This is a genomic window from Streptodolium elevatio, assembly GCF_040649515.1.
Taxonomy (GTDB): Bacteria; Actinomycetota; Actinomycetes; order Streptomycetales; family Streptomycetaceae; genus Yinghuangia; species Yinghuangia elevatio.
This window is the reverse complement of record NZ_JBEZFP010000072.1, coordinates 11,301-28,141: the sequence shown is the minus strand read 5'-3', so window position 1 is coordinate 28,141 and position 16,841 is coordinate 11,301. Positions and strand designations below refer to the sequence as shown.

Annotated in this window: 16 protein-coding genes and 1 tRNA gene; 7 read left to right on the top strand and 10 right to left on the bottom strand. The window is 72.1% G+C overall.

Going from position 1 to position 16,841, the window contains the following annotated elements; genetic code table 11:
- Positions 1–23: 23 nt before the first annotated feature.
- Positions 24–1,619: a TROVE domain-containing protein gene (locus AB0C36_RS25290; protein WP_358357779.1), complete on the bottom strand. Its 1,596-nt coding sequence runs from the start codon at positions 1,617–1,619 to the stop codon at positions 24–26.
- Between the two features lie 112 nt (positions 1,620–1,731).
- Positions 1,732–1,803: transfer RNA gene (locus AB0C36_RS25285), tRNA-Ser, on the bottom strand.
- Positions 1,804–1,986: 183 nt separating this feature from the next.
- Between AB0C36_RS25285 and AB0C36_RS25280 the strand changes: the two genes are divergently transcribed.
- Positions 1,987–2,895: a class I SAM-dependent methyltransferase gene (locus AB0C36_RS25280; protein WP_358357777.1), complete on the top strand. Its 909-nt coding sequence runs from the start codon at positions 1,987–1,989 to the stop codon at positions 2,893–2,895.
- Positions 2,896–3,103: 208 nt separating this feature from the next.
- Here AB0C36_RS25280 and AB0C36_RS25275 read toward each other — a convergent pair whose 3' ends face one another.
- Together AB0C36_RS25275 and AB0C36_RS25270 are read right to left on the bottom strand one after the other, a co-directional pair.
- A complete protein-coding gene (locus tag AB0C36_RS25275; protein WP_358357776.1) occupies positions 3,104–3,370 on the bottom strand; it encodes a hypothetical protein in 267 nt (88 codons plus the stop codon).
- 98 nt (positions 3,371–3,468) lie between these two features.
- Entirely contained in the window at positions 3,469–3,894 is a 426-nt protein-coding gene (locus AB0C36_RS25270; protein ID WP_358357774.1) for an SRPBCC family protein, read from the bottom strand.
- 121 nt (positions 3,895–4,015) lie between these two features.
- Here AB0C36_RS25270 and AB0C36_RS25265 point away from each other — a divergent pair, with 121 nt between their 5' ends.
- A complete protein-coding gene (locus AB0C36_RS25265) occupies positions 4,016–5,044 on the top strand; it encodes a helix-turn-helix transcriptional regulator (protein ID WP_358357772.1) in 1,029 nt (342 codons plus the stop codon).
- On the opposite strand, the gene AB0C36_RS25260 is transcribed toward AB0C36_RS25265, so the two are convergent.
- The gene (locus AB0C36_RS25260; protein WP_358357769.1) at positions 5,033–5,389 is read right to left on the bottom strand and encodes an ArsR/SmtB family transcription factor; all 357 of its coding nucleotides are present in this window, start codon (positions 5,387–5,389) and stop codon (positions 5,033–5,035) included. The genes AB0C36_RS25265 and AB0C36_RS25260 overlap by 12 nt on opposite strands.
- Positions 5,390–5,599: 210 nt before the next feature.
- On the opposite strand from AB0C36_RS25260, the gene AB0C36_RS25255 reads away from it, so the two are divergent.
- Positions 5,600–7,108 carry an MFS transporter gene (locus AB0C36_RS25255; protein ID WP_358357767.1) on the top strand — a complete coding sequence of 503 codons (1,509 nt, stop codon included), beginning with the start codon at positions 5,600–5,602 and terminating at the stop codon, positions 7,106–7,108.
- Positions 7,109–7,202: 94 nt separating this feature from the next.
- Positions 7,203–8,216, top strand: coding sequence for a lactonase family protein (locus AB0C36_RS25250; protein ID WP_358357765.1), 1,014 nt, complete (start codon positions 7,203–7,205; stop codon positions 8,214–8,216).
- A 19-nt stretch (positions 8,217–8,235) separates the two neighbouring features.
- Here the strand turns inward: AB0C36_RS25250 and AB0C36_RS25245 are convergent, their stop codons facing one another.
- Both AB0C36_RS25245 and AB0C36_RS25240 read right to left on the bottom strand, forming a co-directional pair.
- Positions 8,236–8,394, bottom strand: coding sequence for a hypothetical protein (locus AB0C36_RS25245; RefSeq protein ID WP_358357763.1), 159 nt, complete (start codon positions 8,392–8,394; stop codon positions 8,236–8,238).
- A gap of 76 nt (positions 8,395–8,470) precedes the next feature.
- On the bottom strand, positions 8,471–9,766 hold the full coding sequence (locus tag AB0C36_RS25240; RefSeq protein WP_435839111.1) for an APC family permease: 1,296 nt from the start codon (positions 9,764–9,766) through the stop codon (positions 8,471–8,473).
- Positions 9,767–10,107: 341 nt separating this feature from the next.
- On the opposite strand from AB0C36_RS25240, the gene AB0C36_RS25235 reads away from it, so the two are divergent.
- Positions 10,108–10,560, top strand: a complete 453-nt coding sequence (locus tag AB0C36_RS25235) for a hypothetical protein (RefSeq protein ID WP_358357762.1) — start codon at positions 10,108–10,110, stop codon at positions 10,558–10,560.
- 28 nt (positions 10,561–10,588) lie between these two features.
- Here AB0C36_RS25235 and AB0C36_RS25230 read toward each other — a convergent pair whose 3' ends face one another.
- From AB0C36_RS25230 to AB0C36_RS25220, 3 genes are all read right to left on the bottom strand, one after another.
- Complete coding sequence (locus AB0C36_RS25230; protein WP_358357759.1) at positions 10,589–11,581, bottom strand: cation diffusion facilitator family transporter; 993 nt, start codon at positions 11,579–11,581, stop codon at positions 10,589–10,591.
- Between the two features lie 354 nt (positions 11,582–11,935).
- Positions 11,936–12,712 carry a DUF4097 family beta strand repeat-containing protein gene (locus AB0C36_RS25225; RefSeq protein WP_358357756.1) on the bottom strand — a complete coding sequence of 259 codons (777 nt, stop codon included), beginning with the start codon at positions 12,710–12,712 and terminating at the stop codon, positions 11,936–11,938.
- A gap of 115 nt (positions 12,713–12,827) precedes the next feature.
- Positions 12,828–13,625 (bottom strand): SDR family NAD(P)-dependent oxidoreductase, encoded by a 798-nt coding sequence (locus tag AB0C36_RS25220; RefSeq protein ID WP_358357753.1) that lies wholly within the window; start codon positions 13,623–13,625, stop codon positions 12,828–12,830.
- Between the two features lie 128 nt (positions 13,626–13,753).
- Here AB0C36_RS25220 and AB0C36_RS25215 point away from each other — a divergent pair, with 128 nt between their 5' ends.
- Positions 13,754–14,389, top strand: coding sequence for a TetR family transcriptional regulator (locus tag AB0C36_RS25215; RefSeq protein ID WP_358357750.1), 636 nt, complete (start codon positions 13,754–13,756; stop codon positions 14,387–14,389).
- Positions 14,390–14,515: 126 nt separating this feature from the next.
- Positions 14,516–16,663: an FAD-dependent oxidoreductase gene (locus AB0C36_RS25210; protein ID WP_358357747.1), complete on the top strand. Its 2,148-nt coding sequence runs from the start codon at positions 14,516–14,518 to the stop codon at positions 16,661–16,663.
- Positions 16,664–16,841 lie beyond the last annotated feature (178 nt).

Here is a 16,841-nt window from a genome sequence, read left to right as displayed (position 1 = left end):
GATCGCGGGCCGTCCCGGGCCGCTCACTCCCACGGCCAACCGGCGTCGCCGCCCTTGCTCAGGACCTCCATCAGCGTGAAGAGCTTGTCGCTGAAGCCGCCGATCTCGTACCGGTTGCGCGTGCCGCTCGCGATCACCGCGGGTGCGTAGCCGGTCGTGTTGACGCCGAACATCGGTACGTTCGCCGGGATCGCGTCGGACACCGACACACCGGCCGCACCCGAGCCCGCGTACCGGAACGCCTGCATGTCCGACACCAGCACGACGCGGTCGTGCCCCTTGTACGTCGCCTTCAGCGCCGCGACGGTCTCGGTGCCGTGGCCGACCTCACCGTTCCGCCCGCAGAACGCCTCGATGTCGCGCAGCGCCGAACCGCCGCGCGTGATCCGGTGCGTGAAGTGCCGGTCCGCGAAACCGACGAGGTCCACCTCGGCCCCGCGGTGGGCCAGCGCGACGCCGAACAGCGCACCGATGTCCGCGTGCGTGACCTTCGACTTCGCCGAGACGTACGACGACATGCTGCCCGAGGTGTCGACGAGCACGAGCGTACGGCCGGGCAGGGCGGGCACGTTCGCCGTCGACGCGGCCAGCGCCTGGTCCAGCGCGTGCCCCCACCGCAGCGACGGCGCCGCACGGTACGCCGACAGGAACCGGTAGGGGAACAGCCGCGACGACGCGATGGTCGCCGGGTCCGCGATCCGCCGCGCCACCTCCTGCGCGACCTCGTCCGACAGCCCCGCCTCGTCGAAGTTGCGCAGGTTGCGGATCAGCGCCATGACGCCCATCGACGGCACGATCGCCTCCCACAGCCGCGCCTTGTCGAGCCGCGAGCCGGCCAGCGAGAGTACGTCCTCCCAGGTCATCCCGGCCGCCCGCAGGCGGTCGGCGGCCAACAGGACCGACGGGTCCTCGGCCGCCTCCGCGCGCAGCGCCCGGTTCGCCGCGACGACGCGCAGACGCTCCGGAACGTTCTCGTCGCGCCCGTGGCGCCGGTCGATCGCGTGCCTGAACAGCTCGCCCTGCCACGGCTTGTCGGCCGCCGGCGAGGCGTGCGTCAACTCCAGCACGTCGGCGAAGCGGAAGCCCTTGCCCGCGGTGTCGTACTTCAGCAGCGCACGCTCGGTGAACAGCCGGGCGGCCGCGTCCGCGACGCCGCGCTTGACCGGCTTCGGCAGCGAACGGCCGTGCGTCGCGGTCCAGTACGCCAGCATCTCGCCGGGCTCGTCCGGGCGCCGCAGCGCCGCGTCGACGATCGCCCGGTTCTCGCCGTGCAGGCCGAGCGTCAGGCGCGCGAACACCGCCTCGGCGGCCGCGACCAGCGATGCCGAGCGCATGCCGGCGGCGTCCCGCAGCCAGCCGATGAAGCCGCGCATCCACGCCGGGTCCTCGGCGGCCACGTCGTGTACGAGGTCGCGGAACCGGCGGTCGCGGGCGTCGGCGGACTCGTAGAACGCGGCCTCGCCGACCATGTTGGTGAGTGCGAACAGCAGGAGCTCGCCGCGCGGCTCGCGCACGTATGCGGCGCCGCCCTCGAACGTCGTGGTGGTCGGCGTGTGCGTAGTGGTGCGGACCGGACCGACCGCGACGGCGCTCTGTGTACGGCTGTTGAACTTGGACATGCCGAAATCCCCCCGTGGGACCGTGGATTGGGAGGAGGAGGCGTGAGGGGGTGCCCGAGATCGAAGCGGCTTCGGCACACGTGCTCTACCAATTGAGCTACCGCCGAGCTTGCGCCGGCGACCGGGACTCGAACCCGGAACCTCGCGATTATGAGTCGAAGTAACCGATGCCTGCGCACCGGGCACCCCACGCCTGTCCTCCCGAGATCAAAAGCGGGACCGGAGATTTTCGTGGAAGGAAGTATCCGGACCCTTCGCACCGGGAGGTGCGTTGTTCACGTGCCTCACAGTAGGCGGAATCGCTTGCCCGTCACCAGGTATTTTCCCGGGCGTGGGACTAGCGTGGGGCACGGGAGGAGGTCTCGGCATGGCGACTGCGACCACGAACGGCCCGAAAACCCGCGTTGCGCTCGACGGGGTTCCGGAGACGCTGCTGTGGACCCTGTACCACCGGGCGATGGAGGCGCGGCGTCCCGACGCGGTGCTCGACGACCCGATGGGCGTCGAATTGCTGGACGGTATCGACTATCCCTTCGAACGGCGGTTCGGCAAGGCCGACATGGGCAGCGCGCAGGGCCAGGCACTCCGGGCGCGCACCTTCGACGAGCAGATCCGCGAGTTCCTCGGCAGACACCCGGACGGCACGGTGGTCGCCCTCGGCGAAGGGCTGGAGACGCAGTTCTGGCGCGTCGACAACGGCCTCCTCACCTGGCTGTCGGTCGACCTCCCCGAAATAGTCGAGCTGCGGGCGCGCCTGCTCCCGCAGGAGACCCGCGTGCATCCCATCGCCGGCTCGGCGCTCGACGAGGCGTGGATGGACCAGGTGGACCCGGCGCGCGGCGTGATCGTCACCGCGCAAGGCCTGCTGATGTACCTGCAACCGTCCGACGTACGCGCGCTCATCGCCCGCTGCGCCGAGCGGTTCCCGAACGGCTCGCTGATCCTGGACGCGGTGCCGCGCTGGTTCAGCGCCCAGACGGTCAAGGGCCGGGTGAAGACGCGCGAGGGGTACGTCGCGCCGCCGATGCCCTGGGGCATGGACGCTTCCGAGCGCTGGAAGCTGCACGGCGCGCACCCGAACATCGTGGAGATCAGCGACCTAGCGCTGGTCCCCGGGCGGGGATTCTTCTACACCCGGGTCGCGCCGCACGCACACCTGATCCCGGTGGTGCGCAACCGGCGCCCGTCGATCACGGTGGTGAAGTTCGGACCGGGGACGGCGGAAGGGACGCAGGGGGCGGACGCCTCGACGGTTCCGGACGGCCCGAACCCCTAGAACAGCGCCGGAGTGCCGAACACCCGGACGCGCGAGCGGGCGCGCCCGGGGAGGGGCCGGAAGTCCGGTGGGGGTTCGGGACGTCCGGCATTCAGGACGTCCGGCAGGGGCTCGGCAGGGGTTGGTAGGGCGCCGATCGGCCGGGTCAGGTCTTGTCGGGTCACGCGGCCCTGTCGTGCCGCTCGGTTCCGTCGGGCCACTCGGTCTGTCAGGCCAGGCCGACCGGGCCCGGGCCGTCAGAGGGGCTGTCGCCGGTCGACGGTCCGTGCTCGCGCTCGTGGGCGTCGAGGGCCGCAAGCAGCCGCGACACCTCGTCGTGCGAAGCGCCCTGGCGTTGCTCGGCGTAGTAGGCGGCGCCGAGCTGCTTGTAGAGGTCGCCCTGCGCACGGTTGGCCTGGAACTCGTCGGCCTTCTGCTTGCCGGTGGCCATGGTTTCCTTGGCCTTTTCCTTCGCCTTGTCCAGGAACCCGCTCATGACGCCGCCTTTCCTCGTGCCGTCAAGCCTCAACGCACATCTGGTACCCGCTGATCACGGAAGGCAACGTTCCGGTTATATGAATTTCCGGCCGCGGGTCAGTCGTCCGACGGCTCCTCGCGCAAGGCCGCGACGACGGCGTCCATGACGGCCTTCCAGTGCTCGCGCTGCCGCTCCCGCTCGCGGCCGTCCGCCAGCCACTCCTGGTGAAAGCGCAGCATCGTCTTCTCGCCGGAAGCGCGGATCGCCACCTGCACGGTCGTGTCGTGGTCCCAGCCGGCCGGCCGCCAGGTGAGCCGCACCCGGTCCATCTCCCGCCAACTGCGCAACTCGCCTTCGGTGCCGTCGTCGGTGCGGTACGGCGTCCCCTTCTCGCGCCCGAGTTCGGCGCCGGGGCCCAGCCACACCGCGAGGCCGTCGTCGTCGGTCAGGAACTCCCAGACCACGGACGCCGGGTAAGGGAGGGTCTTGGAGACGCCGATCTCGTAGCCGACGTCCTGGGTCTTGCCGACTTCGCGGGTCATGCCGTCGCTCCTCGCATCGCAGTGATTTTCCGCAGCCGTGCATTCTGCAGCGCGGTCCGCTCGGACGATCATGCCTGCCATACCTGACACCCTCTGTCAGGATCCAGGGCAGACTGGGGGCATGCGTGCGAGTCGACTGCTGTCCGTCCTGCTGACCCTCCAGACGCGCGGCCACGTCACCGCGCAGGAGTTGGCCGACGAACTCGAGGTGTCGGTGCGCACGGTCTACCGGGACATCGAGTCGCTGAGCGCCGCCGGGATCCCGGTGTACGCCGAGCGCGGCCCGGCCGGCGGCTACCGCCTGCTCGACGGGTTCCGCACCAAGATCAACGGTCTGACCGCCGACGAGGCCGATTCGCTGATGCTGGCCGGACTGCCCGGGCCCGCCGCCGAGCTGGGGCTCGGCGCCGTGGTGGCGTCCGCGCAGCTGAAGCTGATGGCGGGTCTCGCGCCGGAGCTGCGAGAGCGGGCGACGCGCACTGGGGAGCGGTTCCATCTGGACACGGTGGGCTGGTATGCGGAGGCCGAGAAGTCGCCGTACCTGGCCGAGGCGGCGAACGCCGTCTGGCACGGGCGGCGCATCCGGATCAGCTACCGCCGGTGGGGTGGGGCGGTCGCGCCGCGGGTGCTCGACCCGTACGGCCTCGTGCTCAAGGCGGGCGTCTGGTACCTCGTGGCGCGGCCGGCCGAGGGCGAGGAGGGCGGGCGGTCACGTAAGGACCGGACGTACCGGGTCGGTAGGATCCTCGAACTGACCACGCTTGGCGAGGAGTTCGAGAGGGACCCGGGCTTCTCGCTGGCGGACTATTGGACCGTGTGGTCGGAGGACTTCGAGCGCAATCTCTACCAGGTCCCCGCCGTCGTACGCCTGTCACCGCGCGCAAGGGCGGCCGTCGCGGGCCTGTTCGGGCCGCAGCGCGAGCGCGTCGTCGCGGAGACGGAGAGCGCGCCGGACGCGGAGGGCTGGGTCAAGGCGGTGCTGCCGCTGGAGACGATGCGCTTCGGCGCGTTGGAACTGCTGCGCTTCGGGTCGGACGTCGAGGTGCTGGCGCCGCCGGAGCTGCGCGCGGACGTCGAGGCGACGGCGCGCGCGGTCATGGCCGTGTACGCACCGGGCGGGCCGGGCTCGCCGGAGCCGTCAGGCGATTGAGGCCTCGGCGTCGGCGTCGGTCTCTGCCGAGTCCGCGGCCTGGGCTGCGGCCAGCAGAACCGCGTCGAGCAGCCCGGGGAAGCGGCTGTCCATCTCCTGGCGCCGCAGCTTGATGAGCAGCTCGCGCCCGGCCGGCTCCTGCCGGATGACGCCCGCCTCGCGCAGCACGCGCCAGTGGTGGGTGAGCGTCGACTTGGCGACCCCGGTGATGAGGGTGCCGCAGGGGTGGCCGTACTCGCAGTCGTGGGCGAGCTTGCGTACGACCTCCAGCCGGGTGGGGTTGCCCAGCGCGGTCAGCACGTTCTCCACCTGGAACTGCTCGGGGGCGGGGTGGAACAGCGTCATGGGCCCACGATAGCGCGATTACGACCGTTCGTGAACGTACGAACAATTCTGCGGAGTCGGCTTGACGGCCGTCGTGAGACTGTACGAAGATCCTCGTACAGTCGTTCAGTACGCAAGTCCACGTACATTCCCACAGTCGCTCGACAGTGTCACGGTCCCCCCGCACGGCCCACCCGGCACCAAGTCCCACCAGCAAGGGGTCTCTCCGCCATGCCCACAACCGTCCCCGCCGCCCGCCCGCGGCACCTCGGGTGGGCGCTCGCCGTCCTGGCGTTCGCCCAGCTGATCATCGCCGTCGACTACAACATCGTCTTCGTGGCCCTTCCCGAGATCGGCACCGAACTCGGCTTCTCCGAACAGTCCCTGCAATGGGTGATCAGCGGCTACGCGGTCGCCTTCGGCGGCTTCCTGCTGCTCGGCGGCCGTACGGCGGACCTCTTCGGCCGTCGCTCGGTCCTGATCACAGCACTCGGCCTCTACGCGGGCGCCTCCGTCCTCGGCGGGCTCGCGGTCAACCCCGGCATGATGGTCGGCGCCCGAGCAGTCCAGGGCATAGGCGGCGCACTCCTGTTCCCCGCCACCCTGTCGCTCGTCAACACGCTGTTCGCGGAAGGCCCGGAGCGCAACCGCGCCCTCGCCGTCTGGGGCGGCGCCGGCGCGAGCGGGCTCTCCCTCGGCGCGCTCTTCGGCGGCGTGCTGACCAGCTGGTTCGGCTGGGCCTCGGTCTTCTTCGTCAACGTGCCGCTGGCCGCACTGGTGATCGCCGGAGCCTTCGCCTTCATCCCGCGCGACCGCATGTCCGGCCCGCGCCGCAGCTTCGACCTGCCCGGCGCGCTCACCGCGACCGCCGGCATCACCCTCCTGGTGTACGTCCTCGTCGAGGCACCGGCGGCAGGCTGGACGTCTGCGACGATCCTCGTCTCCGCCGCCCTCGCCGTCGTGCTGCTGGCCGGCTTCGCCTTCATCGAGTCCCGCACCGCCGACCCGCTGATGCCGCTGCGCCTGTTCCGCAACCGCAGCCTCGCCGCCGCAACCATGATCACCTTCGTGTTCATGGGGACCTTCGGGGCGATCCCGTACTTCCTGACCATCCTGTGGCAGGAGGTCCAGGGCCTCAGCGCGCTGCAGACCGGCTTCGCGTTCCTGGTCCCGGCCGTGGCGATCTTCGCGGGCACCCAGATCGGCGAGCGCATGACCACCCGTGCGGGCCTGCGCCCGGCGCTGCTCAGCGGATTCGTGCTCGGCGCGATCGGCACCGCGGTGCTGGCGATGGGCGTCACCGCGGACGGCTCGTACGGCGTGCTCGTCCCCGGCCTCGTCGTCATGGGCGTCGGCCAGGGCATCGCGTGGACCGCGATGTGGATCGCCGCCGCGTCCGGCGTCGACGCGAGCGAGCAGGGAGTCGCCTCCGGCATGGCCTCGACCGCGTCCCAGGTCGGTGCCGCCGTCGGCCTCGCGATCTTCGTGGCGATCGCCAACGCCGACACCGACGGACTGACCGGCACCCAACTGGAGCACGCCGTCGCCGACGGTCAGCAGGGCACGCTCTACCTCGTGGCCGCGGCGCTGCTGCTCGGCGCGGTGGCGGCGCTCACCTTCAAGCGCACCGCCAAGACCGACACGCGGCCGGTCGCCGAGTTCGCGGCCGACACCGCGGAGGAGGCCGCCGCACCAGGCGAGGACGACGCGGAGCGGGTGGAGGTCGGCGCACGCGGCTGACCCCGCTTGCCGTACCGTCGGACCGGAACGGGCATTGGACCAGACCAATGCCCGTTCCCGTCCGACCGCACGAGGATCAGGAGTACGCCCCGCCATGGCCCAGCCGCTCGTCTGCATCGGCAGCTACACCCCCGCCACCGGCGGTCGCGGATCCGGCATCACGGTATGCGCCCAGGACCCGGCCACCGGCGTGCTGACGCCGCTGGGCGAGCCGACCGCGACCCCGTCCCCGTCGTTCCTCGCCGCGCACCCCGACGGACGTACGCTCTACGCGGTCAACGAGCTCGAACCGCAGGGCACCCTCAGCGCGTTCGCCATCGCCGATGACGGCTCGCTCACCCCGCTCGGCAGCGTCCCCAGCGGCGGAAGCGCGCCCTGCCACGTCGCGGTGGACCCCACGGGTGCGTACGCGCTCACCGCGAACTACGGCGACGGCCGCGTCTCCGTCCACCCCCTCGCCCCGAACGGCGCCGCCGGCCCGCACACCACCGTCGTCGAACTGCACGGCGACGGCCCGGACCGCGACCGCCAGGCCGGACCACACGCCCACCAGGTGGCCTTCGACGGCGACACGGTCCTGGTCTGCGACCTCGGCTCCGACCGCGTCTGGCGGTACCGCCTCCGCCCGGACGGAACACTCGTCGCGGAAGCGCCCGTTCCCACCCCGCCCGGCTTCGGCCCGCGCCACCTCGTGCACACGGCGCCGGACCGTGCCTGGGTCGTCGGCGAACTGGTCCCCGCGGTCCGTGCGTTGCCCAACGGCCCGGCAACCGGCCTGGCCACGGCGGGCCCGACGCGCAACCACCCCTCCGCGATCGTCGCCTCCCCGGACGGCCGCCACCTCTACGTCGCCAACCGCGGCCCCGACACGGTCACCGTCCTCGCCCTCGACGGCGGTACGCCCCGCGTCGTCGCCGAAATCGACACCGGCGTCACCTGGCCCCGCGACGCGACACTGATCGGCGACCACCTCTACATCGCCGGCGAACGCTCCGACACCGTCACCGCCCTGCGCCGCGACCCGGCCACCGGCCTCCTCGCACCCCCGGCCGAAGCCCTCACCACCGGCACCCCCACCTGCATCGCCGCAGTACCCCGCACCTACTGAGATTCTGGGCGTGATCTCGTCAGGGCGAGGGCGAATCGTCGTGAGGGGCGGGCGGGAGCCGGGTGGTGATGCGGGCCCGGGAGGCGAGGGCCTCGCGGCTGTCGCGCAGCGTGTGCCGGGCCAGGTCGTACAAGGCAGGTGTGCCGTCGAGCGGGTTGCGCTCGTGCTGGGGGCTCACCGGGCGGGGTGGGACTCGATTCGGTAGATCATGGCCCGCACTATGCCGACGGGCGGCGCGCCGGGCGAGCGGCTTTTCACGGTGCTGCGCGGTCCGGTGCGCCGCGGGAGGTGCGGACGAACCAGATGACCGCGCCCGTCGCCAGCACGGCCGCGCCCCAGGCGACCGACCGCCAGGGGAGGGTTGCGGCCAGGACGACGCAGCCGAGGAGGCCGAGGACGGGGAGGGCGCGAGGCGGCGGGTTTTCGTCGGAACGCAGCTTCAGGGCGGAGGCGTTGGCCACCGCGTAGTAGGCCAGTACGCCGAAGGAGGAGAACCCGATCGCGCCGCGCAGATCCACCAGGCCGACCAGGAGCACCACCGCGGCGCCGACCGCGATGACGGCGTGGCGGGGGACCTGGTGTGTCGTGTCGACGGCGGCCAGCACACGCGGCATGTGGCCGTCGCGGGCCATCGCGAGGGCGGTGCGCGAGACGCCGAGCAGGAGGCCGAGCAGTGCGCCCAGCGCCGCGACCGCCGCGCCGACGCGTACCGCCGTCGTTCCGCCGTCGAGGTCGGTCGCCGCCACCGCGGTGTCCAACGGCGCGGTGGCGGAGCCGAGTTGGTCGGCTCCGACGGCGAGGAGCGCGGCCACGGCCACGGCGACGTACACGACGAGGGCGATGCCGAGGGCGATCGGAATCGCGCGCGGGATCGTCCGGGCGGGGTCACGGACCTCCTCGCCGAGGGTCGCGATCCGCGCGTACCCGGCGAACGCGAAGAAGAGCAGTCCGGCGGACTGGAGGACGCCATACAGGCTCGCGTCCGGGAACGGTTCGAGGCGCGCGGCGTCGGCAGACGTGAGGCAGGCCGCGACGACGAAGGCGAGCACGGTCAACGTGATGGCGACGATCGCGCGCGTCAGCCACACGGCCTTCTGCACACCGTGCAGGTTCAGCAGCGTCAGCAGGGCGACCGCGCCCACGCCGGTCGCCCGTGTGTACTCCGGCCAGATGTACGCCCCGGCCGTCATTGCCATCGCCGCACACGACGCCGTCTTGCCTACCACGAACGCCCAGCCCGCGAGGTACCCCCAGAAGGGGCCGAGGCGTTCGCGGCCGTAGACGTACGTGCCCCCTGACTCCGGATGCCGCGCCGCGAGCCGGGCCGACGAGGTGGCGTTGCAGTAGGCCACCGCCGCCGCGATGCCGAGGCCCACCAGCAGGCCCGACCCCGCCGCGCGGGCGGCAGGGCCGACGGCGGCGAAGACCCCCGCGCCGATCATCGAACCGAGACCGACCATCACGGCGTCGCCGGTGCCCAGACGGCGCGCGAGAGCGGCGGGCCGGGCGGACGGTGCGGGGGCTGGGAAGGGCACATCGGGGGAGGTCACCCGATGTGCATACCAGGTAAGGGTCTCGGACGGATGAATGAGGGCTGAACGCCACACAGGAGGGGGACGGTCCGTACGCGCGAAGCGGCGTGCGCCGGGCGAGGCTTCGTGCGGGCCGGGGCCGATTCCGGGGTGGCGTAGGGGAGTGGGTGCGGGACGAAGAGGCACGCGGCGGTAGGCGGTAGGCGGTAGGCGGGTTGTCGGGCAGTCGGTCGGCTGCGCGGTTGGCCGGGTGGTCGGTCAGGCGGTGGTCAGGGAACGGTCAGCGCCCCGGTCGACAGTGGACGCGTACCGATCGACCGAACGGCCCCGACCGTCCGCCGCAACCCAGGAGAGCCGGCATGAGCCTGCCCGCGTCGTCCTCGACCCCGCCGCCGCACCGGCCGCCGACGGACCGATCCTCCGCGCCCTCCTGGGGGCTCACGGGCTTCCGCCTCATGGTGCCCGAGCCCGCGGACCCGGTCGTCCGCATGACCTTGCACCGGGCGACCGGCACGGTCGAGCTCGGCCTGACCCGCGGCGCGGGCGGGCAGGCGGAGGCGCTGGAGGCGGCGTTCGACGCCGTTCGCGCGACGGTCGTCGCGCGGCTCGACCTGTCGGCGGGGGCCCTGGAGTTGAGCGTGCGCCTGCGGCACAACCACGTGGCGGGCGATATCGGCATCCTCGTCCTCGAGTGGGCACCCGGCGGCGACGCACGGCGGGGCGGCTCCGCCACGGACGTCGTACGGCGCGCTCCGGACGGGTTCTGGCGCTACGCCGTCCCCCTCCCGCTCGGCGGGCCCACGCCCTCGTAGCCGTCGCCGCAGACACGGCCACGGCCGCTCATGCCGCGGAATCGGCCGCCACCACGACCACATCGGCCCGCGTGATCGTCGGCTCCGCCTCCAACGCCGCCGTCAACCGGGCGACTTCGGCCAGGAGCCGGTCGGCGGGGCCGACCGCCACCGTCGGCACCGGAACCACGCGTACCGACACGAACAACTGACGCGGTCCGACGAACACAGCCGTCACCTCGGCGGTTTCGGCGACCCACGGGCGCGAGGTGACGCGTTCGCGCAGCTGGTCGACGACGTTGTCGGGCGCGGATTCGTCGATGAGCAGCGCCTTGTTGCGGCGGGCGAGCTGCCAGGCGACAGCCACCAGGAGGAGGCCGATCATGATGCTGGAGGCCGCGTCCCACAACGCCGAGCCGGTCCACGCGTGCAGGCCCAGTGCCGCGAGGGCCAGCGCGAGGCCGACGAGCGCGGCGGAGTCCTCCAAGAACACCGTCGCGGCCGTGGGGTCCGAGCCACGCCGCAACTGCGCGGTGAGCGTACGGTCGTTCGCCGCCGCCTCGGCCTTCAACTGCTTGTGCGCCTGGCGCCACGAGACGCCCTCCAGGACCGCGGAGACCAGCAGCACCCCGACGCCCACCCACACCGATTCCAGCGGCTCGGGGTCGAGCAGCGACCGGATGCCCTCCTGGATCGCCAGCACACCGCCGACGACGAAGATGCCCATCGCGGCCAGGAACGCCCAGAACCAGCGCTCCTGGCCGTACCCGAAGGGGTGGCGCCGGTCGGCGGGCCGGTCGCTGCGCCGCAGACCGACGAACAGCAGCACCTCGTTGCCGGTGTCGGCGAACGAGTGCGCGGTCTCGGCCCACAGCGACGCCGACCCGGTGACCATCGCGGCCACCGCCTTCGCGATCGCGATGGCCAGGTTGGCCGCGACCGCGACGACGACGGTACGCAGGTTCTCCCCGCCGCCGCTGTCCGCGCCGCCTGCCGTCTCGGTCGCCTGCGGTTCGCCGGGTTCCGGTGCCTCGTGGCTCATGCCGTGCTCCTGCGGTGCTCCTGAGGGAGGGTCAGCCGATCCACATCGCCCCCGGCGCAACCGCGAATCCCCGCGCGACCCGACACGACCGCGTCAAGGGAACCCACGTATCCGGATGAACCAGGTATCCGATGCGAAAGCTACCCGCTACCCCGCCCAAAACCCGGCAACCCGACCCCGCGGACAGCCGGCAGAAACGGCTGAGCCGTCCAATGCGTGCGAGGAGCCCGTGGCTGTGCGGGATCACCGACGGTGCGGGGGAGTGCGAAGACGCCGCGTCCCGGGCATCTGTGCGGGTCCGGGACGTGGGGTGGAGTTCGGCTGCGGGGGTGGGGAGTTGACGGTGGGTGCGGGTCAGCGCGGGTAGGTGGCGGTGACGGAACCGTCTCCTGTGTTCAGTTCGATGGTGCGCGGGGAGTCGGGGTCCTGCTTGATCTGGATGGTCTGGCTGCCGTCGCCGACCTTGACGGATGTGCGGTACGCGTCCTCGGTGCGCGGCAGCGTGAGGCGCAGGCTCCCGTCGCCCGTCGACGCCTTCACGTGCATCGGCGGCTCGGTCAGGGTCAGGCCCACGCCGCCGTCGCCGGAGGAGACGGTCAGGTCGGTCGCCGCGGTGCCCGCCACCGAGACCGAGCCGTCGGACGTGGACAGCTTGAGGGTGCCGGCGCGGACGTCGCGGATCTTCATCGAGCCGTCGCCGCTGTGCAGGTCGATGTCGGCGGCCAGGCCGCGGACCGAGATCGAGCCGTCTCCGCTGCGTACCTTGACGGCCTTCACGGTCGGCGGAACGGCGACCGTGTAGTCGCCGTCGCAGTCGACCGTGAAGAAGGACGGGCAGTTTGTCGTCAGGCGCAACGTGCCCTCGCTGAGCGACCACTCGGGGTCGGCGCCGCGGATGCTTTCGGTGGTCTTGCGGTCCACCCGTACCTGGCCCGGCTCGCCCGGCACCAGGTGGAGGCCGCCGTCGTCGCTCTCGATCGTCAGCGTCTCGCCGGGCAGGTCGAACTGCGTGGAGGCCGCGACGTCGTGGCTGGACAGCAGGACCAGGCCGGTGAACCCCGCGGAGCCGACCATGCCCGCCAAGAGCAGTCCCGAGATCGAGAACAGCGCGATACGTGCCGGCCTGGCCATGGTGTGCTCCCGAGGATCGTGCCCCGCCGTGTCGTACGACGGGACTGATCACCCTATGAGCGCGGTGCCGCGGGCGCGCGGGTCGGGTCTGGTCGGACCGGGCCGCGCCGGATCCTCAGGCGTGCGTGCCGCCGTCGATGCGGATCTCGGTGCCGGTGATGAACGCCCCGTCGTCCGACGCCAGCATGGCGATCACTCCGGCGACCGTCTCGGGTCCGGCCATCGGAGCTCCGCTCGCGGACTCCACGTCGGTGTCGAGGATCGGGCTCAGCTTCGCGAACAGCGACCAGTCGGTGTCCTCGGGGAGGTAGCCGCCGGTCGCGTCGGTGATGCCGGACTTGATGCTGCCGGGTGCGACGTTCACCGCGCGCAGGCCCTGCTTGCCGTACTCGAGCGCGAGCGCGTGGGTGAACGACTGCACGCCGCCCTTGCTGGCCGCGTACGCCGCCATGTAGGGGTGCGCGAACGCGGCGGAGGTCGAGCTGAAGTTCACCACCACGCCGCGGCCGGTCGCCAGGAGGGCGGGCAGCGCCTCGCGCGTGACGAGGAACGTGCCGGTCAGGTTGACGCCGATGATGCGGTTCCACAGGTCGAGCGACGTCTCGTGCGTGTGTGCCGCACGCAGGATCCCCGCCGCGTTCACCAGCACGTCGAGGCCGCCGAGGTCGTCGACGGTCGTGGCGACGCCCGCGACGACATTCGCCTCGTCGGAGATGTCCAGGACCAGTGTGCGCAGACGGGACGTGTCGAGTCCGGCCTCGGCGGCGCGGGTCTCGGTGGCCTTGAGCCCGTCCGCGGCGACGTCGGCGGCGACGACGGTGCCGCCCTCGGCGAGCAGGCGCAGCGCGGTGGCCTGGCCGATGCCGGAGCCGGCGCCGGTGACCAGGATGCGGCGGTTGTCGAAGCGGTTCATGAGGAGCCTTCCGTCTGGTGCTGGTCCGGCGCTCGGCCCTCGCCTCCCACCGGTCCTTGTTGTTGGCACGTCATGTCAAACATACATGTCATGCCAATAATTCCTCGGGCGGACGCTAGGCTGTGTGCATGACCACGAGCACGCGCCGGGGCCCGGGCCGACCGTCGCTGACCGAGCGGCGCAAGGAGGACACCCGCACCGAGGTGTCCCGCGTCGCCGCCCGGCTGTTCACCGACCGCGGCTACGACGCGACGACCGTCGAGGACATCGCCGCCGCCTCGGGCATGGCCCTGCGCACCTTCTACCGCTACTTCCGGGCGAAGGAGGAGACGATCGCCCCGCTGCTCGCGGCGGGTACGCGCGACTGGGTGGACCGGCTCGCCGACGCGGACGCGTCCCTGGGCCTCGTCGACGCGCTCCTGACCTCGTACCGCGCGTCGGTGCGCCACGCGCGTACCCCCGACGGCCTCGACGAGGACCAACTCCGCGCCCTCCTACGCCTGGTCGGCGGACACTCCGCGCTGCGCGCCGTGTGGCTGAACGTCTACCGCGACACCGAGGACAGCCTGCGCCCCGCGATCGCCGCGCGCGTCGGAGCGTCCCCCGACGACCTCGACGTGCAACTGGCCGCCGGGACCGTCAACACCGCCGTGCGCATCGCCATGGAGCGCTGGGCCGCGGGCGAGTCGTCCGTACGCTCCGCCGACGAGGCTGTGGGCCGTGCCCTTCGCGCGGTGGCGACCGGCGGACTCCTCGCCGCCTGAGCCCGCATCACGGGTCGCGGCCGAACACCCCCCAAGTGTCTGGATGTTCAAGCGTTCGGGTGAACCTTTCACCCGATACGGTGCGGCCATTCGGATGCGGGCCGTTCGGGCAACCAGTCTGTCTCCATGGCCTTCAAGAGCAACTCCAAGAGTGACGAGTCACCCGAATCGCCCAGCGAGGGTGGCGGCCGAACGGCCCCGTCCCGCCGGGCGTTCCTCACCGCCGCGGGCACGACCGCGGTGATCCCCGCGGCCGGCGCGCTGTTGGCGCCGGGGACCGCCGTCGGCGTCCCGCGGCAGCGCGACGTCGACCCGGCCCGCTGGAACACCTGCGTGGCGGTGGCACGCCAACTCCTGCTGGTGGGGGAGCGCGACGAGGACCTCAAGCTGAAGTACCTCAAGATCCTGATCGAGGACGGCCTGCCCAAGACCACCGCTCCCAAGCACGTCATGATCATCGGAGCGGGCATCGCCGGTCTGGTCGCCGGCACCCTGCTCAAGCGCGCCGGGCACCGCGTCACCATCCTGGAGGCCAACGCGAACCGCATCGGCGGCCGCATCAAGACCTTCCGCTCCGCCCCCGGCGGCCAGGACTCCGCCCGCCCGTTCGCCGACCCCAAGGCCACCGCCGAGGCCGGCGCGATGCGGCTGCCCAGCTTCCACCCGATGACCCTCGCGCTGATCGACAAGCTCGGGCTCGAGCGGCGCCCGTTCCACCTCGTCGACATCGTTCCCGGCACCGGCAACCCGGCAGGGCAGCCGCCCGCGGTCGAGTACAAGGCGTTCACCGGCGAGACATGGCGCTTCGGGCCCGCGCAAAGCGACTTCAAGGCACCCGACAAGCTCAACAACACCTGGATCCGCGCCAACGGCGTGCGGCAGCGCAAGAACGAATACGCCAAGTCCCCCGACATCATGCACGGCGGCTTCGGGCTGCCCGCGGGCGGCGGCACGATGGGGGAGCGCTGGGCCAACGCACTCGCCCCGGCGTACGCGAAGATCACCACGACCCGGCCGGACGGCACCCGGGAACCGCTGCCGCTGCCGCAGCGCATCGAAGGCTGGGCGCAACTCATCTACGACTACGACGAGTTCTCGCTGCGCCGGTTCATGTCCGAGGTCGCCGGGTTCGACAACGCGACCATCGAGGCACTCGGCACGCTGGAGAACCTGACCTCGCGCCTGCCGCTGTCCTTCCTGCACAGCTTCCTCGGCCACACCGACATCAACCCGTCGGCCACCTACTGGGAGATCGCCGGCGGCACCGCCGAACTGCCGTACGCGCTGCTGCCCGAGCTCGAGAACGACATCGTGATGAACCGCCGCGTCACGCGGCTCGAGTACCGCGACCCCGCGGACCCGGCCGCCAGGACCACCCACCTGGCGGAGCCCGGCCGCAGCTCGGTGTGGGTGCACACCGTGCGGGAGGCGGGCGGCAACGACCAGGACTCCGGCACCGAACTGCCCGGCGGGGAGATCTTCGAGGCGGACGTGGCGATCGTGACCATCCCGTTCGCGGCCCTGCGCCACGTGCAGGTCGAACCGGCCTTCTCCTACCCCAAGCGCCGCGCGATCACCGAGCTGCACTACGACGCGGCCACCAAGGTCCTGCTCGAATTCTCGCGCCGCTGGTGGGAGTTCGACGAGGACCAGTGGCGGAAGGAACTTGAGTCGATCCGCCCGGGCCTGTACGAGCTGTACCGGACCGGCCGCGCCGGCAAGGACGCCGAACTGCTGGGCGCGCACTACTCCGTCAACCGCGCCGACATCGCCCCTGGGCTGCGCTCCCGGTACGCCTCGGCGCCGCAGACCGCCGCCGGGGACCAGCCGCCCGCCGTACAGGCCGTGGGCGGCGGCTCGGTCACCGACAACGCCAACCGGTTCATCTACCACCCGTCGCACCCGACCGCGGGCGGCAGCGCCGGCGGTGTCGTCCTGGCCAGCTACACCTGGGCCGACGACGCGCTGCGCTGGGACTCGCTCGACGACGACGAGCGCTACGCGTACGCCCTGCGCGGCTTGCAAGAGGTGTACGGCCGGCGCGTCGAGGTCTTCTTCACCGGCCACGGCGCGACCCAGAGCTGGCTGCGCAACCGCTACGCCTGCGGCGAGGCGGCCGTGTTCACCCCGGGCCAGTGGACCGCCCTGCATCCGGCCGTCACCACGCCCGAGGGCCCCGTGCACTTCGCGGGTGAGCACACCTCGCTCAAGCACGCCTGGATCGAAGGTTCGCTGGAGTCCGCGGTGCGCGCGGCACTGGAGGTGAACGGCTAGCCGGGGGGCAACGCCCGGGATCCGGCTTCGGAGGGCGGATTCGGCGCTCGGGTTCGGTGCTCGGGTCGGTGGTCGGCTCGGTGGTCGGCTCGGGGTCGGTCCGGTGGTCGGCTCGGGGTCGGTCCGGTGGTCGGGTTCGGCATCCGTCGGGGTGCCGATCGGCGGCCTGCCGAGTTGA

Excerpts from the sequence above, each read along its gene's own strand:
- AB0C36_RS25290 (WP_358357779.1), bottom strand. The coding sequence starts at position 1,619 with ATGTCCAAGTTCAACAGCCGTACACAGAGCGCCGTCGCGGTCGGTCCG.
- AB0C36_RS25280 (WP_358357777.1), top strand. The coding sequence starts at position 1,987 with ATGGCGACTGCGACCACGAACGGCCCGAAAACCCGCGTTGCGCTCGAC.
- AB0C36_RS25275 (WP_358357776.1), bottom strand. The coding sequence starts at position 3,370 with ATGAGCGGGTTCCTGGACAAGGCGAAGGAAAAGGCCAAGGAAACCATG.
- AB0C36_RS25270 (WP_358357774.1), bottom strand. The coding sequence starts at position 3,894 with ATGACCCGCGAAGTCGGCAAGACCCAGGACGTCGGCTACGAGATCGGC.
- AB0C36_RS25265 (WP_358357772.1), top strand. The coding sequence starts at position 4,016 with ATGCGTGCGAGTCGACTGCTGTCCGTCCTGCTGACCCTCCAGACGCGC.
- AB0C36_RS25260 (WP_358357769.1), bottom strand. The coding sequence starts at position 5,389 with ATGACGCTGTTCCACCCCGCCCCCGAGCAGTTCCAGGTGGAGAACGTG.
- AB0C36_RS25255 (WP_358357767.1), top strand. The coding sequence starts at position 5,600 with ATGCCCACAACCGTCCCCGCCGCCCGCCCGCGGCACCTCGGGTGGGCG.
- AB0C36_RS25250 (WP_358357765.1), top strand. The coding sequence starts at position 7,203 with ATGGCCCAGCCGCTCGTCTGCATCGGCAGCTACACCCCCGCCACCGGC.
- AB0C36_RS25235 (WP_358357762.1), top strand. The coding sequence starts at position 10,108 with ATGAGCCTGCCCGCGTCGTCCTCGACCCCGCCGCCGCACCGGCCGCCG.
- AB0C36_RS25230 (WP_358357759.1), bottom strand. The coding sequence starts at position 11,581 with ATGAGCCACGAGGCACCGGAACCCGGCGAACCGCAGGCGACCGAGACG.
- AB0C36_RS25225 (WP_358357756.1), bottom strand. The coding sequence starts at position 12,712 with ATGGCCAGGCCGGCACGTATCGCGCTGTTCTCGATCTCGGGACTGCTC.
- AB0C36_RS25220 (WP_358357753.1), bottom strand. The coding sequence starts at position 13,625 with ATGAACCGCTTCGACAACCGCCGCATCCTGGTCACCGGCGCCGGCTCC.
- AB0C36_RS25215 (WP_358357750.1), top strand. The coding sequence starts at position 13,754 with ATGACCACGAGCACGCGCCGGGGCCCGGGCCGACCGTCGCTGACCGAG.
- AB0C36_RS25210 (WP_358357747.1), top strand. The coding sequence starts at position 14,516 with ATGGCCTTCAAGAGCAACTCCAAGAGTGACGAGTCACCCGAATCGCCC.